Annotated in this window: 22 protein-coding genes; 12 read left to right on the forward strand and 10 right to left on the reverse strand. The window is 66.8% G+C overall.

Annotation, left to right across the window (positions count from 1 at the left end; genetic code table 11):
* Positions 1–128: 128 nt before the first annotated feature.
* The 4 genes from thiS to ABIE51_RS16555 all read left to right on the forward strand — a co-directional run bounded on the left by thiS (position 129) and on the right by ABIE51_RS16555 (position 4,016).
* A complete protein-coding gene (gene thiS, locus ABIE51_RS16540) occupies positions 129–329 on the forward strand; it encodes a sulfur carrier protein ThiS (RefSeq protein WP_115843562.1) in 201 nt (66 codons plus the stop codon).
* 183 nt (positions 330–512) lie between these two features.
* Positions 513–1,319 carry a thiazole synthase gene (locus ABIE51_RS16545; RefSeq protein WP_192631514.1) on the forward strand — a complete coding sequence of 269 codons (807 nt, stop codon included), beginning with the start codon at positions 513–515 and terminating at the stop codon, positions 1,317–1,319.
* Positions 1,319–2,056 carry a tRNA (guanosine(46)-N7)-methyltransferase TrmB gene (gene trmB / locus ABIE51_RS16550; RefSeq protein ID WP_192631515.1) on the forward strand — a complete coding sequence of 246 codons (738 nt, stop codon included), beginning with the start codon at positions 1,319–1,321 and terminating at the stop codon, positions 2,054–2,056. Before ABIE51_RS16545 ends, trmB begins: the two co-directional genes overlap by 1 nt.
* Before the next feature lie 118 nt (positions 2,057–2,174).
* On the forward strand, positions 2,175–4,016 hold the full coding sequence (locus ABIE51_RS16555; protein ID WP_115843483.1) for an SLC13 family permease: 1,842 nt from the start codon (positions 2,175–2,177) through the stop codon (positions 4,014–4,016).
* A 240-nt stretch (positions 4,017–4,256) separates the two neighbouring features.
* On the opposite strand, the gene ABIE51_RS16560 is transcribed toward ABIE51_RS16555, so the two are convergent.
* The 3 genes from ABIE51_RS16560 to ABIE51_RS16570 are packed head-to-tail and all read right to left on the reverse strand — an operon-like array spanning position 4,257 to position 5,545.
* The gene (locus ABIE51_RS16560) at positions 4,257–4,637 is read right to left on the reverse strand and encodes an MAPEG family protein (RefSeq protein WP_354504547.1); all 381 of its coding nucleotides are present in this window, start codon (positions 4,635–4,637) and stop codon (positions 4,257–4,259) included.
* A gap of 52 nt (positions 4,638–4,689) precedes the next feature.
* On the reverse strand, positions 4,690–5,109 hold the full coding sequence (locus ABIE51_RS16565) for a hypothetical protein (RefSeq protein ID WP_192631517.1): 420 nt from the start codon (positions 5,107–5,109) through the stop codon (positions 4,690–4,692).
* Between the two features lie 52 nt (positions 5,110–5,161).
* Positions 5,162–5,545 carry a Rieske (2Fe-2S) protein gene (locus tag ABIE51_RS16570; protein WP_192631518.1) on the reverse strand — a complete coding sequence of 128 codons (384 nt, stop codon included), beginning with the start codon at positions 5,543–5,545 and terminating at the stop codon, positions 5,162–5,164.
* A 60-nt stretch (positions 5,546–5,605) separates the two neighbouring features.
* Here ABIE51_RS16570 and ABIE51_RS16575 point away from each other — a divergent pair, with 60 nt between their 5' ends.
* The 5 genes from ABIE51_RS16575 to ABIE51_RS16595 all read left to right on the forward strand — a co-directional run bounded on the left by ABIE51_RS16575 (position 5,606) and on the right by ABIE51_RS16595 (position 10,696).
* A complete protein-coding gene (locus ABIE51_RS16575) occupies positions 5,606–5,923 on the forward strand; it encodes a hypothetical protein (RefSeq protein ID WP_192631519.1) in 318 nt (105 codons plus the stop codon).
* An 8-nt stretch (positions 5,924–5,931) separates the two neighbouring features.
* A complete protein-coding gene (locus ABIE51_RS16580) occupies positions 5,932–6,651 on the forward strand; it encodes a fumarylacetoacetate hydrolase family protein (RefSeq protein WP_192631520.1) in 720 nt (239 codons plus the stop codon).
* A gap of 57 nt (positions 6,652–6,708) precedes the next feature.
* Entirely contained in the window at positions 6,709–7,122 is a 414-nt protein-coding gene (gene mscL, locus ABIE51_RS16585; RefSeq protein WP_115843497.1) for a large-conductance mechanosensitive channel protein MscL, read from the forward strand.
* A gap of 400 nt (positions 7,123–7,522) precedes the next feature.
* Positions 7,523–8,950: a M28 family peptidase gene (locus ABIE51_RS16590; RefSeq protein ID WP_192631747.1), complete on the forward strand. Its 1,428-nt coding sequence runs from the start codon at positions 7,523–7,525 to the stop codon at positions 8,948–8,950.
* 9 nt (positions 8,951–8,959) lie between these two features.
* A complete protein-coding gene (locus ABIE51_RS16595; RefSeq protein WP_115843501.1) occupies positions 8,960–10,696 on the forward strand; it encodes an EAL domain-containing protein in 1,737 nt (578 codons plus the stop codon).
* 4 nt (positions 10,697–10,700) lie between these two features.
* Here the strand turns inward: ABIE51_RS16595 and ABIE51_RS16600 are convergent, their stop codons facing one another.
* Positions 10,701–12,701, reverse strand: coding sequence for a S9 family peptidase (locus tag ABIE51_RS16600; protein WP_192631521.1), 2,001 nt, complete (start codon positions 12,699–12,701; stop codon positions 10,701–10,703).
* Between ABIE51_RS16600 and ABIE51_RS16605 the strand changes: the two genes are divergently transcribed.
* Positions 12,666–13,307: a hypothetical protein gene (locus tag ABIE51_RS16605; RefSeq protein ID WP_192631522.1), complete on the forward strand. Its 642-nt coding sequence runs from the start codon at positions 12,666–12,668 to the stop codon at positions 13,305–13,307. The genes ABIE51_RS16600 and ABIE51_RS16605 overlap by 36 nt on opposite strands.
* 214 nt (positions 13,308–13,521) lie before the next feature.
* Here the strand turns inward: ABIE51_RS16605 and ABIE51_RS16610 are convergent, their stop codons facing one another.
* The 5 genes from ABIE51_RS16610 to ABIE51_RS16630 form a co-directional block, all read right to left on the reverse strand.
* Positions 13,522–16,083, reverse strand: coding sequence for a glycoside hydrolase family 3 protein (locus ABIE51_RS16610; protein WP_354504552.1), 2,562 nt, complete (start codon positions 16,081–16,083; stop codon positions 13,522–13,524).
* Between the two features lie 31 nt (positions 16,084–16,114).
* Positions 16,115–17,635, reverse strand: a complete 1,521-nt coding sequence (locus ABIE51_RS16615) for a tryptophan halogenase family protein (protein ID WP_192631523.1) — start codon at positions 17,633–17,635, stop codon at positions 16,115–16,117.
* Between the two features lie 39 nt (positions 17,636–17,674).
* Positions 17,675–18,724, reverse strand: coding sequence for a cupin-like domain-containing protein (locus ABIE51_RS16620; protein WP_502913338.1), 1,050 nt, complete (start codon positions 18,722–18,724; stop codon positions 17,675–17,677).
* A 5-nt stretch (positions 18,725–18,729) separates the two neighbouring features.
* Positions 18,730–19,467 (reverse strand): SapC family protein, encoded by a 738-nt coding sequence (locus ABIE51_RS16625; RefSeq protein ID WP_115843507.1) that lies wholly within the window; start codon positions 19,465–19,467, stop codon positions 18,730–18,732.
* A 254-nt stretch (positions 19,468–19,721) separates the two neighbouring features.
* Complete coding sequence (locus tag ABIE51_RS16630) at positions 19,722–22,913, reverse strand: TonB-dependent receptor (RefSeq protein ID WP_192631524.1); 3,192 nt, start codon at positions 22,911–22,913, stop codon at positions 19,722–19,724.
* Positions 22,914–23,634: 721 nt separating this feature from the next.
* Between ABIE51_RS16630 and ABIE51_RS16635 the strand changes: the two genes are divergently transcribed.
* Together ABIE51_RS16635 and ABIE51_RS16640 are read left to right on the forward strand one after the other, a co-directional pair.
* A complete protein-coding gene (locus ABIE51_RS16635) occupies positions 23,635–23,835 on the forward strand; it encodes a hypothetical protein (RefSeq protein ID WP_192631525.1) in 201 nt (66 codons plus the stop codon).
* A 42-nt stretch (positions 23,836–23,877) separates the two neighbouring features.
* Positions 23,878–24,507, forward strand: coding sequence for a hypothetical protein (locus ABIE51_RS16640; RefSeq protein ID WP_192631526.1), 630 nt, complete (start codon positions 23,878–23,880; stop codon positions 24,505–24,507).
* A 294-nt stretch (positions 24,508–24,801) separates the two neighbouring features.
* Here the strand turns inward: ABIE51_RS16640 and ABIE51_RS16645 are convergent, their stop codons facing one another.
* On the reverse strand, positions 24,802–26,049 hold the full coding sequence (locus tag ABIE51_RS16645) for an ATP-binding protein (protein WP_232338450.1): 1,248 nt from the start codon (positions 26,047–26,049) through the stop codon (positions 24,802–24,804).
* Positions 26,050–26,295 lie beyond the last annotated feature (246 nt).

Here is a 26,295-nt window from a genome sequence, read left to right on the forward strand (position 1 = left end):
CGGATCCGGGAGTACATACGCCCGCGGATGGCGGCATCGAACCACGCGACGTGAACGCACTCACGCCGCACTGCGTCAAAAACCGTGCCGACTGGCCCGCCACTGCGGCGAGCGGCGACAATACGCGAATGCAGATCCAATTGAACGGCGAGCCGCGCGCGATCGCGGCGCAGACCACCGTGCTCCAGCTCGTGCAGGCCGAGGGCCTGGGCGAGCGCCGCGTCGCGGTAGAGGTCAACGGCGAAATCGTGCCGCGCGGGCGGCATGGCGAACACGCGCTCAGCGATGGGGATCGTGTTGAGATCGTGCACGCCTTGGGGGGCGGGTGAGGCCGCGCGCTTGCGAACCACTGTTTCGCGCGCGGCCGAACGACCGTCCATGGATGGACGGGCCGGGCGATCCGAAGCCATGGCGCCTCGCCATGGATGGCCACGATGCCCACGCAGAACGCGTCGCTTCTCCCGCGCACCAGCACGCCGGGCTGCCGTCACCCCGGCTGCTAAACTAGCGAAATGACCGCCCCGCACTCCCCCCAGTTTCCGGCCGATCCGCTGGTGATCGCCGGCAAGGCCTACGCGTCGCGCCTGCTCACCGGCACCGGCAAGTTCACCGACCTCGAGCAGACCCGCCTGGCCACCGAAGCCGCCGGCGCGCAGATCGTCACCGTCGCGATCCGCCGCAGCAACATCGGCCAGAACCCCGGCGAGCCGAACCTGCTCGACGTCCTCCCGCCCGATCGCTACACGATCCTTCCCAACACCGCCGGCTGCTACACCGCCGACGACGCGGTGCGCACCTGCCGCCTCGCGCGCGAACTGCTCGACGGCCATTCGCTGGTGAAGCTGGAAGTGCTCGGCGACCAGAAGACGCTCTACCCCGACGTCGTGCAGACGCTCGCGGCCGCCGAGCTGCTGGTGAAGGACGGCTTCGACGTCATGGTCTACACCTCCGACGATCCGATCCTCGCCAAGCGCCTGGAAGAGATCGGCTGCGTCGCGGTGATGCCGCTGGCCGCGCCGATCGGCTCGGGCCTGGGCGTGCAGAACAAGTACAACCTGCTGGAAATCGTCGAGAACGCCAAGGTGCCGATCATCGTCGACGCCGGCGTGGGTACGGCGTCCGATGCGGCCATCGCAATGGAGCTCGGTTGCGACGGCGTGCTGATGAACACCGCGATCGCCGGCGCGAAGGATCCGGTGCTGATGGCGCACGCGATGAAGCTGGCCGTCGACGCCGGTCGCGCCGCGTTCAAGGCTGGCCGCATCCCGCGCAAGCGCTTTGCTTCGGCGTCGTCGCCGGTGGACGGCCTGATCGGCTGATGAGCGATTCGTCGTCCAAGGGCAAGCTTCCGCCCAAGCCCTTCACCCTCGAGGAAGGCCGTCGCCAGGTACGCAGTTTCGTGCTGCGCCAGGGCCGCTTCACCGAAGCGCAGCAGCGCGCGTTCGATACGCTGTGGCCGCATTACGGCCTCGATTACACCGGCACGCCGCGCGATTTCGACGCCGCTTTCGGCCGCAGCGCGCCGCGCGTGCTGGAGATCGGTTTCGGCAATGGCGAGGCGCTGCGTTTCGCCGCACAGCACGACCACGCGCGCGACCTGATCGGCATCGAGGTGCATGCGCCCGGCGTCGGCCGCCTGCTCAACGCGCTCGCGCAGGACGAAGCGCAGCACGTGCGCCTCTACCACCACGATGCGGTGGAAGTGCTGCGCAACGAGATCGCCGACGGCGCGCTCGACGAGATCCGCATCTACTTCCCCGATCCCTGGCACAAGAAGCGGCACAACAAGCGCCGGCTGGTGCAGCCGGAGTTCGCAAACCTGCTCGTGGCCAAACTGGCGCCGGGCGGCCGCTTGCACCTCGCCACCGATTGGCAGGACTATGCCGAGCAGATGTGGGACGTGCTCGATGCCACGCCCGGCCTGGTGAATCGCGCCGGTCCGCGCGGCAGCGTCGAGCGGCCGCAGTGGCGACCGCAAACGCATTTCGAAACCCGCGGCCAGAAACTCGGCCACGGCGTGTGGGACCTGCTGTACGACAGAAGCCGGGATTCGTGATTCGGGATTCGAGATTGGAAACCGCCCGCCACCATAGCTGCGTCCACGCCGGCAACGCTGCAGGCCCGAATGCCTGCCTTTGCGAATCCCCAATCCCGAATATCCAAACCCGCGCCTGATGGACACCGCGCTGACGCTCACCACCGACATGAAGCTCGTGCTCGGGCTGGTGGGCTTCACGATGGTGATGTTCCTCTTCGAACGCATCCGCGCCGACGTCGTCGCCCTCGTGGTGCTCGTGCTGCTGGGCCTGTCGGGCCTGGTCGAACCGGACGAACTGTTCAACGGTTTTTCCGGTAACGCGGTGATCAGCATCGTGGCGACGATGATCCTCGGCGCCGGCCTGGATCGCACCGGCGCGCTGAACCGCCTCGCCGGCTGGTTGCTGCGCCGCGCGAAAGGCATGGAGAGCCGACTGCTGCTGCTCACCAGCGGCGTGGCCGGCATCAATTCCTCGATCATGCAGAACCCGTCGGTGATGGCGCTCTACATGCCGGTCGCCGCGCGGTTGTCCTCGCGTACGGGCATCGCGCTGCCGCGCCTGCTGCTGCCGCTGGCCGCGGCGATCGTGATGGGCGGCGCGCTGACGATGGTCGGCAACTCGCCGCTCATCCTGCTCAATGACCTGCTGATCGCGGCCAACAGCAACCTGCCCTCGGGTGCGGCGACGCTGGAACCGCTGAAGATGTTCGCGCCGCTGCCCATCGGCATCGCGCTGCTCGCCGCGTCGCTGGCGTACTTCCACTTCTTCGGCGACAAGCGCCTGCGCCACGACGACGACGGCACGGGCGCGACGCCCGCGCGCACGCAGAGTTATTTCGCGAAGGCCTACGGCATCGACGGCGACGTGTATGAACTTACCGTCACCGCCGACAGCCCGCTGGTGGGCATGTCGCTGGGCGAAGCCGAAGCGCTGCACCACGCGCCGCTGCTGCTGGCGCTCAAGAGCGATGGCGAAGCGCGCCTGGCGCCGGCGGCGGACACGCGCATCTGGGTCGGCAGCGTGCTCGGCGCGATGGGCCCGAAGCAGCAGGTGAGCGACTTCGCGCAGAACCATTTCCTGCGCCTGTCCTCGCGCCTGCGCAACTTCGGCGATCTGTTCAATCCCAGCCGCGCGGGCATTTCCGAAGCGGTGGTGCCTGCGACATCGAAGTTCATCGGCAAGAACGGCCGCGACCTGCAGCTGCGCAAGCAGATGGGCCTGAGCCTGCTGGCGATCAACCGCGACAAGGCCGTGCTGCGCGAGAACGTGCGCGACGTGAACCTGCGCGCCGGCGACATGCTGGTCTTCCACAGCATCTGGACCGACCTGCACGAAGCGGCCGCTAGCAAGGACCTCGTGGTCGTCACCGACTACCCCAAGGGCGAGCAGCGCCCGCACAAGTTCAAGATCGCGATGGCGATCTTCGCCGTGTCGATGCTGCTGGCGCTCTCCTCGCGACTGCCGGTGTCCATCGCGCTGATGACCGGCGTGGCCGGCATGCTCATCGCCGGCGTGATCCATATCGACGAGGCGTACGCCGCGATCAACTGGAAGACCGTCTTCCTGATGGCGTGCCTGATTCCACTGGGCTGGGCGATGGACTCCAGCGGCGCGGCGGCGTGGGTCGCCGGCCACACCATCGAGCGATTGCCGACCGGCACGCCGGTGTGGCTGCTGGAAATCCTGGTCGGGTTGTTCACGACCTTGTTCTCGCTGGTGATCAGCCACGTCGGTGCGACGATCGTCACCGTGCCGCTGGCGATCAACCTCGCGCTGGCCGCGGGCGGCAACCCGACGGCGTTCGCGCTGATCGTCGCGCTGTCGGCATCGAACAACTTCATGACCGCGTCCAACCCGGTCATCTCGATGATCACCGGCCCGGCCGGCTACAGCGGCAAGGAGCTTTGGAAGATCGGCGGCCCGCTCTCGCTGATCTACACCGTCGTCGCCGTGGCGATGGTGAATCTGCTGTATTGATCGATTCGGGATTCGGCTACGGCGTTCGTGATCCGTCATCCCGGCGAAAGCCGCGACCCAGGCCCGCAGCGCCTGGCACACCCTTACCTGCAAACCATACCATCGTCATTCCCACGAAGGCGGGAACCCAGCCATGTCAGCGGCGCAAAAGTGATGCTTCCAACGCATGGAGCCCCGCCTTCGCGGGAATGACGGCTCGAGCAAAGTGGTTCGTCCAGCGCGCCTGCGCCCAGGCACTTCTCAAGCGAGAAGCGATCTTCCGACCACCACCGCCCACAGCGCGAGCACGGCGAGGAAGTTCACCATGAACACCAGTCCTCGCAGCCGCACATTGGCCGTGCAGATCTGCACCATGCTGTGCAGCACGCGACCTGCGATGAAGACCCACGCGAGCATCTGCGGCAGAGGCCCGATGTCGCGGGCGAAGATCAGCAGAACGCAGGCGACGTGGAAGAACAGCGGCCACTCGAACTGGTTCGACAGATTGGCGCTGATGCGCGGCTCGAGCTTCGCCCACGGATTGCCGCCGTCGGCCCGCTGCCCGATGCCCCACACGGCCGGCGCGCGGGCGATGGTCAGCAGCACGTAAAGGAAGGCGGCCCACGCGACGTGGGCGGCCATCGGAACGATCAGCGGGTTAGGCATCGGGCCTCGCTGCGGCTGTACGGCCGGGTCACATCACGACGGCAAAGTTGAACCGCTCCGCGTCCGGCTGCGAGCGCACGAACGCGATCACGCCGGCAAGCTCGTCCACGATGGTCGCGTGCTGGTCGCTCAGCAGGCCGAACCGCGGCTTGGTCTCGCGGATGTGCGCGTGCAATCCCTCCAGCATCGCCAACGCGTCGGCGCGCGCAAGCCAGGCACCGTCGGCGGCCATCACCTCGTTGGCCGAGGTCATGCCAGCCGGCAGCTCGAGATCCTGGAGGTTGTAACGCATGTCGGTCTCGTCGCAGGCGGCCATGAACGACGGCAGCCGCAACGACCTGGAGATCGCATCGAGTTTCTTCGCGTGCCGGTACAGCGCCGCGCGATCCTCCTGATCGGAACACACCTCTCCACCGACCAGGCAATTGGCCCACAACACCGTGCTCATGTCGTCCCCGGTTGCGTCTGTTATCGATGCGGCGCTGCCGCGTTGCGGTGCTTCAGTCGCCCAGCCAGACCGCGCCGTCGCGCACCGTCACTCCGACCGCGCGCAACGATTCCCCGCGACACGGCCCGGCGACGCATTCGCCACCGGTCAATTCGAAGCTCGCCCCATGCGCGGCACATACCAGATGGCCGTCCTTGCTTTTGAGGAACTGGCCCGGCGCCCAGTCGAGGCGGCGACCAGCGTGCGGGCAGATGTTGAGCCAGGCCCGGACGTGATCGCCGTCACGATACACAATCAGGCTTTCCGCATCGCCGTCGACGACCGCCTCGACCTCGGCGAAAGCCCCGTCAGGCAAGCGTTCCAGCTTCACGAGCGGCTCCGCTGAACGGTCGACATCGTGTGAAATGCTTAACGAAGTTCTCACACCCTCGCTCATGGCTGGCCCGATACTCGCCTCCCCGGCGCTTGTTGCCGCATTGTGTCACGACGCAACCCGATGTTTGCCCAGACCTTCCGCTTCGGTACCTCCCACTTCCATTCGCGCGTGCGTTCGGCGTTCGAGCCGCGCAAGCCGCGCCATCGCCTGCTGCGTTTCGCGCTCGGCGTCGTCGGCCTGGGCGTGCTCGCGGTGCTGGTCGCGTTCTCGGTGGCGCTGGGCGCGGCGATGATCGCCGCCGGCATGCTCTACAAGCTGTGGAAGCAGCGCGGCAAGCGCCTGGCGCGTTCGCAGCAGGACGCGCGCATCGTCGAAGGCGAATTCCGCGTCGTCGGCCAGCCGGCGATCGAACGGCCCCGCACGCACACCACCCTTTAAGGGCCCGCATGAGCGACGTGATCGCGGCCCTGCCGCAGCCGCGCGTTCCGGTCCGCGGGACGGACCAGACTTTCCCCGTACACCGCATCTACTGCGTCGGTCGCAATTTCGCCGACCACGCACGCGAGATGGGCGTCGCCGTTCCGGCTTCGCCCGCCGACCGCGGCACGCCGGTGTTCTTCCTCAAGCCGGCCGACGCGATCGCGCTGCAGTCCGAAGTGCCCTACCCGCCCGGCACGCAGGACCTGCACCACGAGGTCGAACTGGTCGTCGCACTTGGCAAGGACGCGCCCGCAGGCGTGCTCGATCCTGCCGACGCGATGAACCTCGTCTACGGCTACGCCGTCGGCCTGGACCTCACGCGCCGCGACCTGCAGGGCAACGCGAAGGCCAAGGGCCTGCCGTGGGACACCGGCAAGGCGTTCGACCATGCCGCGCCGATCAGCGCGATCGTGCCCGCCACGGAAGTCGGTGAACTCGGCGCGCGCCGCATCCGCCTTTCGATCAACGACCAGGTGAAACAGGACGGCTCGCTCGCCGACCTCATCTGGACGGTGCCCGACATCCTGCACGAGCTGTCGAAGCTGTATGCCCTTCGCGCCGGCGACCTGATCTTCATGGGCACGCCGGCCGGCGTCGGTCCGCTCCAACCGGGCGATCGCTTCCACGCCGCCATCGAAGGCATCGCCGAACATTCCGGGACGATCGTCACCGGTCGGACGGTATAGTCCGAAGCCGCGCGGCGCGCGCCGCCGCCTAACGTCAACGCTGGAGACCACGACGCCATGGGCCTGATCACCGAGTTCAAGGAATTCATCTCACGCGGCAACGTGGTCGACCTGGCCGTCGGTGTCGTGATCGGTGCAGCCTTCGGCAAGATCGTCACCGCGCTGGTGGACGGCATCGTGATGCCGGCGATCGGCGCATTCACCAAGGGCGTGAGCGTCAGCGACTGGAAGTACGTGATCAAGCCGGCGCAGCTGGATTCGGCCGGCAAGGAAGTCGCGACCGAGCTGGCAATCCGCTACGGCATGTTCGTGCAGACGATCATCGACTTCCTGCTGATCGCGCTGGTGATCTTCCTGATCCTCAAGGCATACAACCGCGTGCGCGCACCCGCCGCCGCAGCTGCCATCCCGGAAGAAGTGCTGCTGCTTCGCGAGATCCGCGACGAGTTGAAGAACAAGCCGGGGCCTTGAGCCCATGAAACCGCGGAGCTTTGAGCCCCTCTCCACGGGAGAGGGGTTGGGGTGAGGGGCAACGAAGCTGGCGCAACAAACCGCCCCTGCCGCACAGCGCTGCGGCGTTGCTTCGTCAGATCCGCTAGATTTAGTCAGATCCGCCATATGAAGCCAGATGGATTCCAGCTTTCGCTGGAATGACGATGGTGTTGGGCTCCGCAAACCGAGGACCTACACGTTCCGACCCGGCCCCCGACCTCCGCCCGAATGACAGCGATCCTGCTGCAGCCACACCCGGCAAACCGCCCCACATCGCTGCGTGACTGACGACACCCTGCCCGCGCATCGCGAGTTGCTACGCTCGCGGTTTCGTCGTCCTTTCGACGCCGTCTTCCAGGGGAGTTGTTCGATGCGCGCAATGCTGTCGGTGGCGATCGCCACCTGTCTGTTCGCCGCCGCCGCAAGCGGTCACGCAGCCGAGCGCGAGACGCGCATTCCCGACAAGGCCATCGCCACCGCCGCGCAGCTGCGCGAAACCGCGCTCAAAAGCGAACTGGGCTACCGCATCACCGAATCGCTCACCACCGAAGTGGGCCCGCGCCTGGCCGGCAGCGAGGCCGATGCCCGCGCCGTCGCGTGGGCGGTGGCCAAGTTCAAAGAACTGGGCTTCGACAAGGTCTGGACCGAGCCGGTCACGTTTCCGAAGTGGGAACGCCGCAGCGAGTCGGCGCACGTCGTCGGCGCAAACGCGCAGCCGTTGCACCTGACCGCGCTCGGCGGCAGCCCGCCGGGCAACGTCGAAGGCGAAGTCGTGCGCTTCGCCGACCTCGCCGCACTGGAAGCCGCGCCCGCCGGTTCGCTCGCCGGCAAGATCGCCTTCATCGACTACAAGATGGAACGCGCGCGCGACGGCGCCGGCTACGGCCCGGGCTCGCGCGTGCGCAGCAAGGGGCCGTCGGCGGCGATCCGCGCCGGCGCGATCGGCTACCTGATGCGCTCGGCCGGTACCGATTCGCATCGCAATCCGCACACCGGCATCACCCGTTTCGACGAGGGCCTCAAGCCGATTCCCTCCGCCGCGCTCGCGGTGCCCGACGCCGACCAGCTCCGCCGCCTGCTCGCGCTCGGCAAGCCGGTGAAGGTGCAGCTGGCGCTGGATTGCGGCTGGGACGGCACGTACACCTCGCAGAATGTGATCGGCGAGATCCGCGGTTCGAAAAAGCCGGACGAAGTGGTCGTGATCGGCGGCCACCTGGATTCGTGGGACCTCGGCACCGGCGCGATCGACGATGGCGCCGGCGTCGGCCTGACGATGGCGGCCGGCAAGCTCATCGGCGACCTCAAGCAGCATCCGGCGCGCACGATCCGCGTGGTCGCGTTCGCCAACGAGGAACAGGGCCTGTACGGCGGCAAGGCCTACGCCGACGCGCACATGAAGGACGTGGCCAAGCACCAGATCGGCGCCGAAAGCGACTTCGGCGCGGGCCGCATCTACGCCTATTCCAGCTCCGCGCCGGAGCATGCGAAGGCGGCCGACGCGCAGATCGCGCAGGCGCTCGCGCCGCTGGGCATCGAATACGTGCCCGGCCAGGGCGGCCCGGGGCCGGACGTCGGTCCGTCGGCCGAGAAGGGCATGGCGTGGGCGCGCCTGGCGCAGGACGGCACGGATTACTTCGATCTTCACCACACCCCGGACGACACGTTCGATAAGATCGACCCGCAGGCGCTGGCGCAGAACGTCGCGGCCTACGCGGTCTTCGCCTACCTGGCGGCCTCCGCGGACGGCGACTTCGGCAGCGGCACGCCCCCGCAGAAACCCGCAACTCCCCCGGCAGCAAAGAAGTAGTCCGAAGAAATGGCGCAGCGGTACGACGAGAAGGTTGATACCGCGGTCGATCCCATCACCGGGCTCCACCGCCTCGGCGCCAACGGACCCAGCCTGGCGACCGCCATCGCGGTCGCCGGCGCGACGCGACGACGCATCGCGCTGCTGCACATCGACGTGGACATGTTCCGCTCGATCAACACCAACATGGGCACGGCGACCGGCGACCAGGCACTGGCCGCCATCGCCCAGCGCCTGCGCCGTGCGGTGCCGCGCGACGGCTGGATCTGGCGCCTGACCAGCGACGAGTTCGTCATCGGCATCGGCTACCGCGAAGGCGAACTCGACGGCGCCGGCCTCGCGGAACGTCTGCGCGACGCCTTCGAAACGCCGCTGTCGATCCCGCCGTACACGCTGCCGGTGACGCTCTCCATCGGCATCGCCGTGTTCCCCGACCACGCACCCAACGCCGCGACGCTGCTGTCCAAGGCCGAGGAAGCGCTGCGTCGCGTGAAGCAGGACGGCCTGAACAACGTCGGCCTGTATTCAGCGGCGTCGGAGGATCGCGGCGCGCCCAACGACGGCTTCGCGCAGCGGTTCATCGAGGCGCTCGATCGCGGCGAGTTCCGCCTGTACTACCAGCCGCAGGTCGCCGCGCACGACGGCAGCGTCACCGGTTTCGCCGCGCTGCTGCGCTGGCAGACCGATCGCGGACTGCTGCGCCCCAGCCAGTTCCTCGAGCCGATCAACCGCGTCGGCCTCGCCGCGCGACTTGGCGCGTGGGTGGTGGAATCGGCGATCGCGCAGCTCGCGCAATGGCGCGCCGAAGGCCTGGATTACCTGTCGATGTCGGTGCACCTGTCCGGCCCGCTGCTGGTGCAGCGCGACTGCCTGGACCGCATCGGCGAGCTGCTGCATCGCTACGGACTGCCCGGCAACGCGCTGGAGTTCGAGATTCCCGAGAGCGTGCTGGTCACCGACAGCCATCGCGTGCACGACACGCTCGCCGGCCTGCGCGCGATGGGCGCGACGCTCACCGTGCAGGACTTCGGCCTGGGCGGGCTGTCCTTCGCCGCGCTCGGCCAATACCCGCTGGACCGCATCAAGATTGATCGCAGCTTCATCCGCAACGTCGCCAGCGATCCGCGCAGCGCCGCGATCGTGCGCGGCATCATCGCGATGGGCCACCAGCTGGGCATGAAAGTGATCGCCAAGGGCGTGGAAAGCGAGGCCGAACTCGGCTTCCTGCGCCGCAACCATTGCGATTTCTTCCAGGGCTATCTGTTCAGCCCGTCCGCACCGGCCGACCAGCTCGGCGAAATGGTGAGCAAGCGCTTCCTGCTGCCGGGCGCGTTTGCTGCGACGCGACCGGAACGCACGCTGCTGCTGCTGGACGACGAGGAAAACGTGCTGCGCTCGCTGGTGCGCCTGTTCCGCCGCGACGGCTACCAGATCCTCACCGCCAACAGCGTGCGCGAAGCGTTCGACCTGCTGGCAAGCAACACCGCGCAGGTCATCCTGTCCGACCAGCGGATGGCCGACATGAGCGGCACCGAATTCCTCACGCGTGTGCGCGACCTCTACCCCGACACCATCCGCATGGTGCTGTCGGGTTACACGGACCTGGCGACGATCACCGAGGCGATCAACCGCGGCGCGATCTACCGCTTCCTCACCAAGCCGTGGAACGACGAGGAACTGCGCGAGCACATCCTCGACGCCTTCCGCGCGCACGAACGACGCGCGGCCGGCGAATCGGTGTACTGACGCGTCACGACGCCTCCGCAGCCGCAGTCGCGGCTTCGTCTTCCTCGCGCTGCGCCTGCTGTTCCGACGAGTCCCCCGCGTAGCGCATCACCCAGTCGACGAGACGCCGGTGGAAATCGACGCGATGGCTCGGCCGTCCGCTACCGGACAGGCCGTGGCTGCCGCCGGGATACACGACCATCGTCGGCGCCTTGCGGGAAAGCCTCAGCAGGTTCGCGTACAACTCCTCCGACTGCCCGAGCGGACAGCGCTGGTCGTCCTGCCCCTGCAGCATCAGCACGGGGGTATCGACGTGCGCGCAGTACTCGATCGGCGACAGGCGGTGGTAGCGTTCGCGCGCTTCGTCGATCTCGCCGCCCATCGCGTAGGGCGTCACGTAGAACCCGGTGTCCGATGTTCCGGTGTGGGCTTCGACGTCGCTGACCGGCGCGCACACCACGGCCGCGCGGAACACGTCGCTGTTGCCGACCGCCCATGCGCTGAGGAAGCCGCCGTACGACTTGCCGGCGCAGGCGATGCGATCGTCGATGAGGCCGTCGTTGCGCAGGCGGTCGACGATGGCGAGGTACTGCGGCAGGTCGCGCTCGCCCCAGTGCCCGATCAACCGTCGGGCGAACTCCGCGCCGTAGCTGGCCGAACCCACGGCGTTGGGCGCGACGATCATCCACCCGCGCGACACCAGTTCGTACCAGTAGACGTGGCTGGGGTAATCCACCAGCACCGTGCTCTGCGGACCGCCGTGCATGTCGACCAGGACCGGAAACGGGCCCTTGCCCGGCGGACGCAGCAACCAGGCATCGACGCGTTCGGTCCCGCCTTCGCCATCGGGCACGTCGAACGAGCGAACCGTCACGCGCGGCGCCGCACGCTCGCGGATCCACGGACGGTTGAAACTGGTGTGGCGCCGCTGCGATCCGCCGTCCCAGTCGCAACTGAACAGTTCTTCGGGCTTGCGCATCGTCGCGCACGAGAAGATCAGGCGGCCGTTGCTTTCGCCCAGTTGCATCACGTGGCGCAGCCGGCGCGGGAAGTGGCGCGCGCTATTCCGCTCGCTGTCGATCACGCAGATTTCCTGCATGCCGCGGATCGACACGACGGTGGCAATGCGCACGCCGTCCTCGTGCCAGAAGAACTGGTCGCCTTCCAGGTGCAGGTCGTCGTCGCCGAGCTGGGTAAGGGTGTCGTCGGCCACGCGCAGCAGCCACGGGTGATCCAGCGAATCGCCGGGCGTCGTGTTCCCGCCGAAGACCAGCCGGCTCGAATCGGGCGACCACTGCAATCCCTGCACGGCCGCGAGCTTGGTCGTGACGCGACGTGCGTTGCCGCCGTCGACGTCCGCCAGCCACAGGTCGGCGAGATGTCGTTGCTTTTCCTCGCGCGTGCGCACGAAGGCGAGGCGTTTTCCATCGCGTGAACAGCATGCTTCCTTCACGTCGAAGTCGCCGTGCGTGATCTGTGTCGCCTCACCGCTGTCCGCATCGATGCGGAACACGTGCGTGCGTTTGCCGACAGCGGGGCCGCTGCCGTCCATCTTGTACGGGAGGTGCATGACGACGAGCGGACGCGTGCCGTCTGCAAGGCTTGCATCGTCCTGCGCGTCTTCGGCCCACGGCACGGACGCGCCCACCAGCAACGCGCTTCCGTCGGGCGTCCAGCCGTGGATGATTTCCGGCGAGTGTTCGAGCGCGGTCAGCCGACGCGCTTCGCCGCCGGACAGCGACAGCAGATATACCTGCGTGCCGTGCTTCTGCTGCCGGTTCGACAGGAATGCCAGCGTTTTTCCGTCGTGGGAAAGTCTTGGCGAGCGGGCGCTGGATTCGTTTGAGGTCAGCTCACGCGGCCCGGCATCGCCCGAGGTGTCCACGCACCATGCGGTGGAGCTGTAGCCGTCGCGTTTGCGCGAAGGCCGCGAGCGTGCGAATACCGCGATCGAATGCCCCGGCGCTCCCTGCACCGAAAGCAGCGTGGAATGCAGGTAGAGATCGTCGACAGCGAATGGCTTCATCCGTGGTCCTCTTTGCTCCGAACAGCGAAGCGCCCGGAATCGTTCCGGGCGCCGTTGCCTGGCCAGTGGCTTCACTCAGCGGCGCTGGCTTCCACCGCGCTCTTCGTCGCGCTGGCTGCCGCCGCGGCCGCCGCCATCCTCGCGCTGACCGCCCTGCTGGCCACCACCGCCCTGCTGTCCGCCCTGCTGGCCACCGCCGCCCTGCTGGCCACCGCCGCCCTGCTGTCCGCCTTGCTGGCCGCCACCGCCCTGCTGGCCGCCCTGCTGACCACCGCCACCCTGCTGGCCGCCCTGCTGACCACCACCGCCCTGCTGGCCACCCTGCTGGCCGCCGCCCTGCTGGCCACCACCGCCCTGGCCCTGCATGCCGCCCTGTCCACCCTGGTTCTGGTTTTGGCCGCCCTGGTTCTGCTCACGCTGGTTGTTGTTAGCCATTACTGCATCTCCGATGTTCAGGCGGATTGCCTGACAACATGGACAACGCAAGCGTCATGCCAGCGATTTTTCGCGCGATGCATACGCGCCGCGGTCGCGTCCGCTACGCATTCAGTGTGCGCGCGACGAAATACGTGTCGCGATGGCACATGGCAGGTCCAATGCCGGTGAAGAACGCAACGCGCGCGCACTGCGGAACAATGTGCAAGCAGCGCGCAAGAGGTGCGGACTCGGCCGTTGCACGCTTGCGCTGCGCGTGACGATCGCGCGACGCACACAGTCGTTCATGCACTCACGCGTTCGTGAGGGGACCTACGCATCGCGCGGCGGAAAAAAGAGAAGGCCGGCAATCGCCGGCCTTCTGCTCAACGCATTGCGTTGGGATTCACCACTTGCAGGGCAGCACGTGCTCGGCTTCGTTCGATGCGCCCAGCGCGATGCGCGATACCGACATCTGCAGCTTGCCCTTGCTTTCCAGCACCAGCACCGAATCGAGCTTGCGCATGTCCGCGCCCGCCGTCGCCAGGCACTTCAGCGGCACACCGAACGTCGTCCACTGCCCGGCAGGCAGCTTCGCCAGCGCGTCGCGCGCGGGCAGGCTCGCAGGCTTGCAGCCGGCGCCGCAGGTCACGCCGACGGACACATCGCCTGCCGGCGCGGCTTCCAAGCGCGTGGTCAGCACGATCATCACTTCGCCGTTGGTTTCGCGCATGAGGTTCATCGGCTTGTCGGTGAGCAGCGTTGCCGTCGCCGCCTGCGCGCCGGACCAGTCGAGGCGCCGCGCGTCTTCCTGCGCTTCGTGGTCGACCGCGGTAACGGTGAGGCTGCCGTCGGGCAGCTTCGCCGGCAACGTCGTCACGTCGACGTTCTGCCCTGCCGCGTTGCTCAGGCGAAGACGCAGGCCATCGGCGAGCGTGCCGCGCGCGTAAAACGTGCCGGCTTCGGTCTGGCCGGGCTTCACGCCGGATTCCTCAGGCAGCGGCGCGAGATTGCCGTCGTCGGCATACGTCAGGCCGAAGCCGAACGCGAACTGCGGGTCGTAATCCTTCTGCCCGACGTTGTTGGCCACCTGGGTCGCCGTGCGCGGCCAGCTGAAACCGAGCTTTCCCTTGAAGTCGTTCTGCACGCTGCCATCGGCCTTGCGCAGGATCACGTCGGCGACGCCCGCGCCTTCCGAGCCCGGCAGCCACGCGGCGACGAACGCATCGCTCGCGTTGATCTCGCGATTCATCCACAACGGACGGCCGCTGAGGAACACCGACACCACCGGAATGCCCGCGGCCTTCAGGCGCTTGATCAGTTCGAGATCGGAATCGTCGCCCGGGCGATACATCAGGTTCGGAATGTCGCCCTGGAACTCGGCGTACGGATCCTCGCCGAAGACGACGACGGCCACGTCCGGCTTCTGCGTGAACTTCCCGTCCACCGCCATCGTCGCTTCGCCGCCGGCCGCCTTGGCCTGTTGCGCGATGCCTTCGAAGATCGTGTCGGCGTTGGGGAAGTCCTCACGCTTGCTGCCCGAACCCTGCCAGCTGTAGGTCCAGCCGCCGACCTGCTTGGTCATGTCGTTCGCGCCGCTGCCGGCGACGAGGATGCGCTTGCGCGGATCCAGCGGCAGCACGCCGCCCTGGTTCTTGAGCAGCACCAGCGATTCGCGCACGGCCTGTCGCGCGACCGCGCGATGCTCCGGCGCACCGAGCAGTTCGAACTTGCCGCCGACCGCGCGCTGCGAAGGCTTGCCCGCTTCGAACAGACCGAGGCGGAACTTCACGCGCAGGATGCGGCGCACCGCGTCGTCGAGGCGTTCCTGCGAAATCGTGCCGGCCTTCGCCGCCGCGAGTGCGGTGTCGTAGAAGCCCTTCCAGCTGTCCGGCGCCATCGCCATGTCGAGGCCGGCGTTGATCGTCGCCGGGCAGTCGCTCGGCGTGCAGCCGTCGACCTGGCCATGGCCGTTCCAGTCGCCGACGACGAAGCCGCCGAAATTCATGCGACCCTTCAGCGCGTCGGTGAGGAAGGCCTTGTTGCCGTGCATCTTCACGCCGTTGACGCTGTTGAACGAGGCCATCACCGACTGCGCGCCGGCGGCGATTGCCGGCGGATAACCCGCTGCGTGGATGCGCACGAGGTCGGCTTCGCTGAGCTTCGTGTCGCCCTGGTCCTCGCCGTTGGTGGTGCCGCCGTCGCCGAGGAAATGCTTCACCGACGAGATCACATGGCGACCGTCGAGGAATTCCTTCGTGCCGACCTTGCCCTGCAGGCCTTCGACCATCGCGCCGGCGAAACTGGCGACGACCTCGGGCGATTCCGAATAGCCTTCGTACGAACGGCCCCAGCGATCGTCCTGCGGCACGGCGACGGTCGGCGCGAACGCCCATTCCATGCCGGTGGCGCGCGTTTCCAGCGCGGTGATCTCGCCGATGCGGCGCAGCAGTTCGGGATTGCGCGTGGCGCCCAGGCCGATGTTGTGCGGGAAGATCGTCGCGCCAACGATGTTGCTCTGCCCGTGCACGGCATCGATGCCGAACATCATCGGGATGCCCTTGCCGCCCTTCGACTTGTCGATCGACGCCTCGTAGAACGCATCGGCGAGCGCGAGCCATTCGGCCGGCGTCGCGTTGTAGCGCCCGCCCGGATCGGAATTTCCGCCGGCCAGCACGGAGCCGAGGTGGTAGGTGCGCACGTCTTCGGGCGTGATGCTGCTGATGTCGCCCTGCACGATCTGGCCAACCTTTTCCTCGACCGTCATTGACGCCAGCAGATCGTTCACGCGCTTCTCCAGCGCGGGATCCTCGGGCAGCGGCCACTTCACTTCCGGCCATGGCGATGCGCCGGCCTGCGGCTGCGCGCCGGCCTGCGGCTTGTCGTCGCCCTTGCATGCGGCCAGCGCCAGCAACAGCGCCGACACCAGTACGCCACTTCCGATCCGACCGAGGTTCCCTGCTTTCACCGTACCGCCTCCTGTGTGTCGTGCGATGTCGTCATGCCTGGACCGCCGGCCGCCGCGCGCCCCACACTTCCGGCGCGGCCTTGCAGTAGCGGTCGATGAATTCCTGCTGCGTCGGGAACTTCGCCACCGCCTCGTCGATGGGCTTGCGGATCTGTTCGAGGAAGCGGCGCATCTGGTCGTCGGGCAGCGCGCGCGTGAGCGGATGGTGCTGCTGCGGCTCAAGCCCCTGGCCGAGCATCACGTGCGTCCACGAATCCACGCGGAACAGCTCGTTCGCGCCCTGCCACGCGTGCGCGCGATCGCGCCATGCGCGCAGCCGGATCGACAGCGAATCCGGAATCTCCATCTCGCGGCACTGCTTCCACATCGGCTCGTCGCGCTGGTTGGCGTGGTAGTGCAGGATGATGAAGTCGCGCACGTGTTCCATCTCGCGACGCCCGGTGTCGTTGTAGATCTCCGTCAGCGACTCGGGGATGCCGTCGAACGGGAAGGCCTCGATCAGCCGGATGATCGACGTCATCGACAGGTGCAGGCTGGTCGATTCCAGCGGCTCGATGAAACCGCTCGCGAGGCCGAGCGAGACCACGTTCTTGTTCCACGCCTTCAGGCGACGACCGCTGCGGAACGGCACGCGCCACGGATCGCGGATCGGCGTCGCCGCCGCGTCCTTCAGCAATCGCGCGGTGGCTTCGTCGTCGGACATGTGCTGGCTGGAATACACCCAGCCCGTGCCGACGCGATGCTGCAACGGAATGTGCCAGCGCCAGCCGGCATCGTGCGCGATGGCGCGCGTGTACGGCACCGGCCCGCCGGTCGATTCGGTCTGCACCGCGACCGCGCGATCGCACGGCAGCCACTGGTGCCAGTCCTCGTAACCGGACTTGAGCGTCTGTTCGATCAGCAATCCGCGGAAGCCCGTGCAGTCGATGAACAGATCGCCTTCGATGACCTGGTCGTCTTCCAGCACCAGCGCTTCGACGAAACCCGACTCGCCGTTCTGCCGCACCTCGCGGATCTTGCCTTCGATGCGCTTGAGCCCGAATGCTTCCGAACGCTTGCGCAGGAAGCGCGCGTACAGGCCGGCATCGAGGTGGTACGCGTAGTTGACCTGCGGCTGCGCCGGCAACGCAAAGCGGTCGGCAAGCGCGGCCTGCGTTTCCAGGCAGAAATCGCCGAGCTTCGAGTCCATGCCGCGCTGCAGGCTTTCGAGCCAGAAGTGGTGGAAGGCCGCGACCAGCGTGCCCTGCCCGGTGATGCCGAACGGGTGGATGTAGCGCTCGCCGTGCCGGCGCCAGTTCTCGAACGAGATCGCCAGCTTGAACGTGCCGGCGACTTCACGCAGGAACTCCTGCTCGTCGATCTGCAGGAAGCGATGGAAATTGCGGATCGGCGGCACGGTCGATTCGCCGACGCCGACGGTGCCGATCTGCTCGGATTCGATCAGCACCACGTCGAGCAGATCGCGGAACTGGTGCGTCAGCGCCGCCGCGGCCAGCCAGCCGGCAGTGCCGCCACCGGCGATCACGACCCTGCGGATCCTGCCCTTCTCCATCTTCACTCCCTCGTGTGACGTGATGTCGAGCGCATGCGCTCAGCGGTTGAGTTTGGCGAGCAGCATCGCGCGCAGTTGCCGCGCGAGCACGTCGTCGACGGGCGCGAGCGCACCACGCGCCTGCGCCGGAAGATGCGCGCCGGCCTGTTCCGGATCTCCGAACACGTAGTAATCGAACACCTCGCGCCACGCCTGCTTCTCGCGCTCGGGGCGATCGCGCAATGCCCAGATCGCGTGGTACAGCGCATGCATCGGCGTGGGCACGTGCGCGGGCACGCTACTCCACCACGTGTTCACCAGCACGTTGAACGCTTCCAGCGCCTGCACGTGGTGCCACCAAAGGCTCGGCATGAAGATCGCATCGCCCGGTTCGAGCACGGCAGTGCGCGCGGCGGCGAGCGCATCGCGGAAACGCGGATAGCGCGCGAAATCCGGCGCGTCGAAATCGACCACGCTGACCTGCTGCCCTCCGGGCGTCGGTTCCAGCGGCCCCGGATAGAGGTTGTGGATCTGCTCCGGCGGAAACAGCGTGAAGCGGCGACGCCCGACCGCGCACACGGCGATGTTGTTCATCGCATCGTAATGGCACGACGCGGTGACGCGATTGCCGATCCAGATGCTCGGCGGTGCGTCGATGCCCTGCCTTGCGAGCCCGATGTCGTTCTTCGCGCGAAATCCGGGCAGGCGCGTGTCGATAAGCAGCGAGGCGACGTACCAGGTCGGAGGCGTCGCATCGTTCGCGTGCGACGCGATCTCGTCCAGCACCTGCGACAGCACGCCGCGACGCACGTCGAAATTGAGCTGCGTGAAATCGTCGTTGTAGAACGGACGTCCGCGGATCTCCGGCGCGCCCCACGAATACGTCACCGGCTGGCCGTTGTCGTGACGGCGCAGGTAGTCCATCGCCGATTGCATCGACTGCTCGCCGGCCTTTACCAGGTCCCAGTCGCGCGCGATGCCGCGCAGCACCACCGGTTCGCCGCCCGCGAGCAGTTCGTCGATCGGCAATGAATCCGCGTGCAGGCCGTGCAGCTCGGCGATCGGCTGCGTCGCGCCGGCGCGCGCATGCATCGTCGCGTCGCCGGCCATTGCGTTCACTGCGCGGTCTCTCGCAGTCGTCGCTGCTTTTCGGCCATCAGCCGGCGCAGGTTGTGGACCGAAGCGAGCACGAGGTACACGCCTTCGAGATAACCAGCGCGATGCAACGCGTGCAGTTGGTCGGCATCGAGCGCGGCCAGCCGGTCGCGGTCGATGTTATGCAGGCCCGCGAGGCTCACGCGATGGCCTTCGTCGAGCGTGATTTCCAGCGACACCGGCTGGATGAGTCCGAGCGCGTCGAGCGCTGCGTACATCGCCTGCCCGGCATCCACGCCGTCGCGGATGCCGCGCAACACGGTGGAAATGTGGTCGAGGTAGGCGCTGTTGCCGCCCTGCGGGAGGAACACCGCCTCGCCGTCGCCGGCCTGGATGCGCGGATGGTCCATGTCCACGTGCACGACCGGCTCGCGACGCAGTTCGCCTTCGATGCGCTGCTCCTGGAAGCCGATCAGGAACGGCCCCTTCGCGATCGCACCGGGCAGGTAGGCGGCATTCCAGCGTTCGCCCTGCAGGAAGAGGTTTTCCTTCGCGTCGAAACCGAGCAGCGCGACCGCCTGCCACTGGCCGCTGTCGCGATCCTTGCGGAAGAAGATCGGGTATTCGCGCTGCAGCTCGGCGAACTCGGTCGGGAACGCCATGACCATGCCGACGTCGTCGCCGAATTCGCGACCGAAGCGCGTGGCCACGCGCAGGTCCTTGTGCGTGATGTTGTTGAGCAGTTCGTATCGGGCCATGTCGGGCTGGCAATGGGCAGGCTTTCGCACGTTATGCGCCTGCCGTTCGACGGAAGCAAGGGTTTCGGAATGTGGCGATTGCGGCGCCGCAAACGAGAAGCGAGAAACGCGGGATCGCGAGCGTCACGGGAGGGAGAGCGTCCTCCGTGCCGCGTGCGATGGCCCCTCGTTCCTCGCGTTGGATGGAGTCCGGGAAACGGGAGGACGCATCGCGCCTCCCGCTCCCGCACCCGCCTTTCCTCGTACGCGTGCCGTCAGTAGCGCCAGCGCACGCCCAGCATGTAACGCGGGCTCTGGTCGACCAGCTTGATCATCTGCTTCTCGGAGCGGCCGTGCCAACGCACGTCCTCGCCGGTCAGGTTGATCGCTTCAAAGCCGACCTGCCAGTTGTCGTTGAACGAGTAGTTGACGCTCAGGTCCCACTGCTCGTATTCCTCGACGTAGAACGGATTGCGGTTGGAGCCGTTCTCGTTGGCCGCGATCAGGTACTCGTCGCGCCAGTTCCAGGCCAGTCGCGCGGACCAGCCGTACTTCTCGTACATGAACATCACGTTGGCCGTGTCGCTCAGGCCGAGCAGCGCGAACTGGTCGCGATCGACCACGGTGTTGTCGAACGCGACGTCGCCGTCCACCAGCGTGTAGTTGGCGAAGATGCCGAAACCCGACTCGCCGAAGAAGTACTGGCCACCCATTTCCCAACCGTGCAGGTTGGCGTTGTTCTGGTTGACCGGACGCTGCACGTCGAACTCGTACAACGGATCATCCGCTTCTCCGACCAGGTCGTAGGCGTTCTCCATCGCCAGCGACTGCGCGGACGTACCGTTGTACGCGCCCAGGCCGCCGGTTTCCGGATTGCGCAGCATCGCCACCGCCGTGAACAGCGCGGTGTCGTTGGCCGAACACGCCTGCGCGAGATCCGCGCCCGCCGCCGTGGCCTGCGTCGCGCACGCCTGGCTGGTGAGGAACGCGAGCGCCGCCTGTGCATCCGGACCGGAGGTCGGATCGCGCAGGCCGTACAGGTTCTCACGCACCACCGAGCTGCCGACGAAGTTCTTCACGTCCTTGTTCCAGAACGTGACCGAGACGAAGCTCGCGTCGGCGAAGTACCACTCCACCGCCAGGTCGAGGTTGTCCGATTCCAGCGGGTCCAGTTCCGGGTTCTGCGCATCGCCGTCCGCACGCGTGGACGGGTTGATCAGGATCGAACCGGTGGGCTGGTTCGGCGTGGGGCCGGCGTACAGGCTGCCGTACGGCGCACGCGCGATGGTCTGGCTGAACGACGCGCGACCCTTGATCTCATCGGTGAAATCGATGCTGAAATCCAGGTTCGGCAGCACGTAGTCGTAGCTGTGCGTTTCCTTGAAGGGCTGCGTGTCCTCGCCGCGCAGGATGCGGAAGTCGTTGTTCGCCTGCCACTGGATCGCGGTGGGAATGGCGACCTGCGACGTCGAGGTCAGGTAGGTCTTCTCGTAACGCACGCCGATGCGCGTGTGCGTCGGGAAACCACCGAGCGTGCCGTCCATTTCGACCTGGCCGTACACCGAGTCGGTGTCTTCCTCGATCTCGTTGTCGGCGGCCAGCTGGTCGTTGCGACGCGTCTGCGCGCCGTAGAAATCGCCCGCCCACAACGCGCCGGCCGTGGCATTGCCGCGCCATGCACCGCGCGCCGCGCCGTCGGTGTTCCAGTCCTCGAACATGCCGACGATGCTGATCGGCGTCAGCAGTTCCTGCAGGCCCGGTTCGTTGCCGGTGTTGGCCACGCCCCAGTCGCCGAGCGTGGAATACGCCTCGGTCGCCTGCATGCGCCTCATGGTGACGTTGGACGAATCCACGCCGAACAGGAAGCGGCCGTCATCGAAGTTGTATTCGCCGTCGATGCGGCCCTGCTTGACCTCGGTTTCCTGGCGCTGGGAGTTGATGCGCAGCACCTGCGAACCGATCTGCTCCGGCGGGAAGTCCGGGTTGACCGTGCCGTTGGCGCCGCTCGCGGCCGAAGCCGGATCGGTGTACCACGTGCGCGCGCCGATCGGCAGGCCGTTGTTGAACCACAGCTCCTGCGCCCAGTTGCCGCCGCAGTACGGGCCCACGGTGCAGTTGTTGGTGCCGGCGATGGAGAAGAACGTCGAGCCGCCGCCGGTGACCGGATCGTTCGGCAGGCTCTTGGACGTGGTGTTGTGCGCATCGAAGGCCAGGCGGAAGCGATCGGTGACGTCCCACTTCACGTTCAGGCCGATCGAATCGAGCGTGTATTCCTGCTCCTGGCGCTGCTGCTCGTAGCCGAAGTCCTTGGTGCCGACGATGTCGCGAAGGTAGATCGGCGTTGCGACCTCCTCGTCGGTGTCGAAGGTGAGGTGGCTGAAGCTGTTGGCGCGCTGCAGCCAGATCGTCTGCTCGCCGCGGTCTTCGGTGATCTCGTTGCTGGAGTAGGTGTAGTCCAGCGTGAAGGTCAGCGCGTCGGTCGGCGCGAACTGCAGCACGGCCTGGCCGTTGATGCGTTCGCGTTCGAAATCGGCGAAGGCGTAGCGCAGGTCGTTCGGCATGCCGTACAGCTGGCCGATCGCCGGCGCGTTGGTCACGATCGCGTCGGGACGCAATGCCGGATCGGTGCCGGTCCAGCGCTGCATGTTCCAGGCGTTCTCGGTCGACTGCACCGAACCGCCGTGGCGCTTCTGGTAGCTCGCCGAGAGGCCCACGCCCCACGTCTTGTCGGCGTTGGCGTAGCTGAAGATGCCCGAGACTTCCGGCGTGATGTCGGTTTCGAACGGCTGCGATTCGTCGTAGACGGCCTTGGCGCCGAGGTTGGCGATGACGTTGCCGCCCTGGTGATTGAACGGGCGATCGGTCTGGATGTCGATCGTCGCGCCGATGCCGCCGCTGGGCACGGTCGCCTGGCCGGTCTTGTAGACCACCAGCGTGTCGATCGCTTCCGATGCCAGCTGCGCGAAGTTGAACGCGCGCGTGCCGCCGTCGACGCCGCCGATCGGGATCTGGCCCGGCGCACCGAAGGCGTCCGCGCCCGGGATCTGGCGACCGTTGAGGGTGACCATGTTGAACTGCGGGCCGAAGCCGCGCGCGGTGATCTGCGCGCCTTCGCCGTCGCGGCGCTCGATCGAGATGCCGGTGATGCGCTGCAGCGATTCGGCCAGGTTCGTGTCGGGGAACTTGCCGATGTCTTCGGAACTGATCGCGTCGACAACGCCGGCGGCTTCGCGCTTGAGCTCCATCGACTGGTTGAGCGAGTTGCGAAGACCGGTGACGGTCACCGAATCGAGCGTGGTGGCCTCGTCCGCGGGGTTCTGTGCCTGCAGCACCTGCCCCTGCGTCGCCTGCGTGGCGTCCTGCGCAAACGCGGGATTGATCACCAGCATGCCGCCGACGAAGGTGAACATCGCCGTGCGCTTGAGGATGCGGCTGTTGAACTTCGTGTTGGACGTCCTGCGGCTCATGGCGCGGCCCTCCGCTGGACGGCTCGTTGATCGGAAAAAACCTTGTCCTGCGACGGCGGCTCGATGGTGGCCGCTTGCTTGCAGGACGCGCTTGCTGCGTCGGACCGGAACCAAATCATGTGGTCTGCCCTCTACTTCGATCGATGGATGTCTCGCCCCTCCCCAGGGCACCCGCGGGCATCGCCCGCACGCTTCCAAACCGGGCGCTCGAGTCGCCCGTCCCGCACCTCGAAAACCGACTTCCCTTGCGGTTCCAGTGACCCGTGCAGTCGCAGTAATCGCGTGTTCCCGGCGTCGGGTGGCCCACCCCTGTGATAGCGCTACCACGACGCCTTAACCAAAACTAAGCAAAGTGTGCCGAGTTTGTCATCGTGCAATGCAGCAACGGGCTGGTGGCGCCACAGGTTTCGGTTGAAACCTTACGCACCGCGTGAGGTGTGTAGGCGGCTGAATGGGGTGGGGGCCGGCGATTCCGTGAGGTTTTCGGCGGGCGCGGTGCGTGGTGCTGGATGTGAGGGACTAGCGCGCGGGAAGCCGGACACCGGGCTGATCGCGCGTGCAGCATGGCGCGTGCGCGCCGGGCTTGCCTGTCGACGTTTGCGGCGCGGTAGCGGGCTCATGCGGGCATGCGTTTGCGACGCGTGGATCGCGGCGGGCGCTTGGAAACTTGGCTCGTGATTCTTCTTTGCTTTGATTTGCTCTGACGGGCTGCAGGGAAAGCGTGAAAAGTCCCTGGATTCCCGCCTTCGCGGGAATGACGAGCAAGAGCGACGGCGACGGCGACGGCGACGGCGGCAGCGGCAGCGGCAGCGGCAGCGGCAGCGGCAGCGGCAGCGGCAACGGCAACGGCAACGGCCGCGGCAACGGCAACGGCAACGGCAACGGCAACGGCAACGGCAACGGCAACGGCATTGCAACGTGAACTGCAATCGAAAGATCAAGATGGATTCCAGCTTTCGCTGGAATGACGATTCTGTCGCCGTCGCTGTCGCTGTTGCTGCTGTCGCTGTCCCTGTCCCTGTCCCTGTCGCTGTCCCTGTCGCTGTCGTTGTTGCTGTTGCTGTTGCTGTTGCTGTTGCTGTTGCTGTTGCTATCGAACAGCCTATTCGTCACTAGCCCCGAAGGGCGCCGCACAGGATGTGCGGCGGTGAGCGATGAGCCATGGATGGCGAATCGCGAGCGCGCCCTTTTGCTTTCCGGTCGTGGGATTGGGTTGGACTTGTACGCACTTTCTTTGGGTTACTTTTCTTTGTGCGAGCAAAGAAAAGTGACCCGAGCGCCGCAGGCGATCGGAAGCTTGGCTAGTGATTCTTCTTTGCTCTTAAGCGTTGAAGGGAAAGCGTGGAACGTCCTTGGATGGTGCCGCCATTCGGCGGCCAAGAAGCGGCCCGCCTTCGCGGGAATGACGAGCAAAAGCAACGGCAAGATGGATTCCAGCTTTCGCTGGAATGACGATGATGTGGCTCACCGCTGCCGGAGTGCCCGGATGTTGCGGGCCTGGATCCCGGCTTTCGCCGGGATGACGGTGAGGTTTGGAGCCGTCGAGAGAGTGCCCGGATGTTGCGGGCCTGGGTCCCGGCTTTCGCCGGGATGACGGTGGGGTTTGGAACCGTCGAAGAAAGTGCCCGGACGCTGCGGGCCTGGGTCCCGGCTTTCGCCGGGATGACGGTGAGGTTTGGAGCCGTCGAGAGAGTGCCCGGACGATGCGGGCCTGGGTCCCGGCTTTCGCCGGGATGACGGTGAGGTTTGGAGCCGTCGAGAGAGTGCCCGGACGATGCGGGCCCGGATCCCGGCTTTCGCCGGGATGACGGTAAGGTTTGGAATCCTCGAGAGAATGCCCGGACGCTGCGGGCCAAGGTCCCGACTTTTGCCGGGATGACGGGGGAAGCTACTTCCCCCGCGGACGCGACAGCACCGGCTGCGAGATCGGCAGTACGACGCGGAACGTGCTGCCTTCGCCGGGGCGGCTGTGCACCTCGATGCGGCCGTGGTGCTTGGCGACGATGCGGTACGCGATCGCCAGCCCGAGGCCCGTGCCGCGGCCGATCGGCTTGGTCGTGTAGAACGGATCGAAGATGCGCTGCAATGCTTCTTCGGGAATGCCGACGCCGTCGTCGGCCACGCTTACCCACACCTCGTCACCTTCGACGCCCATCGCGAGCGTGATCAGCCCGCGGTCGTCGATCGCCTGCCCCGCGTTGATCAGCAGGTTCATGAAGACCTGGTTGATCTCCGACAGGTAGCACTCCACCAGCGGCACGTCGTGGTAGTGCTTCTCGACCTTCGCCTTGTACTTGAGGTCGTTCCACACGATGTTGAGCGTGGATTCCAGGCCTTTGCGAAGATCCGACGGACGCATCGGCTCGTCGCGCTCGACGTGCGAGAACTCCTTCAGGTCCTGCACGATCTTGGTCACGCGCTCGATGCCTTCGCGCGATTCCTCCAGCAGCTTCGGCAGGTCGCCGACGATGAAATCGACGTCGAGGCGGTCGCGCATCTGCTTCAGCAACGGGCGGCTCGATGCCGGATCGCTGGACTGCAGCGCGTCGGCGTAACCGTCGACGAGCGCGAGCAGCGCGCTGGTGTATTCCTGCAACGTGCCGAGGTTGGAGTGCACGTAGCCGATGGGGTTGTTGATTTCGTGCGCGACGCCGGCGGCGAGCTGGCCGATGGATGCCATCTTCTCCGACTGCAGCAGTTGTTCCTGCGCGCTGGCGAGGCGGTCGTAGGTCGACTGGAGTTCGTCGTGGCGACGACGCAGTTCGCCTTCGCGCGCCGAACGCACCGAGATGTCGGTCATCACCGTGTAGCGACGGCAGCGGCCGCGATCGCGACCGGCGAACGCCTTGATCTCCAGCACCAGGCCGGGGAGCGCGGTGGGCACCTCGCCGATCCAGCGACCGTCGCGCTGCGCGATCTGCCAGCCTTGTTCGGGGATGTACGACAGCAGGATCGCGGGATCGGGATGCGGCTCGTCCGGATGCAGTCGCATCGCGAGCACGCGCCCGGCGTCGTTGCTGTGCAGCAGCCGCCCCTGGTCGTCGAGCAGGAAGACCGCAAGGTCCGACATGGCGACCGCCCAGAGCATGTCTTCGCTCCAGGTGTCGACGGTGGTGGTGTTCGTGGTTTCGCTCATCCCGCTCCGGGCCTGCTGCGTGTGGCCGGGCCAACTTATCGCATGCGGGGTGTCGGAATCACGCCGGAGCGGGAGGGAAGCGGTTTGCGTGATGCACGGCTTGGCTCGGAGGCGTCATTCACGCGGAGCCGAACATCCAACCATCCAATGATGTTCGACCTTCGAAGGCGGTGACGCTCGCGGCATGGATCCCCGCCTTCGCGGGGATGACGGCAACGTGTGCGGTTCGAGGCCGCGGAACCGGTC

It is taken from the genome of Lysobacter sp. OAE881 (assembly GCF_040546665.1).
GTDB lineage: Bacteria > Pseudomonadota > Gammaproteobacteria > Xanthomonadales > Xanthomonadaceae > Lysobacter_J > Lysobacter_J soli.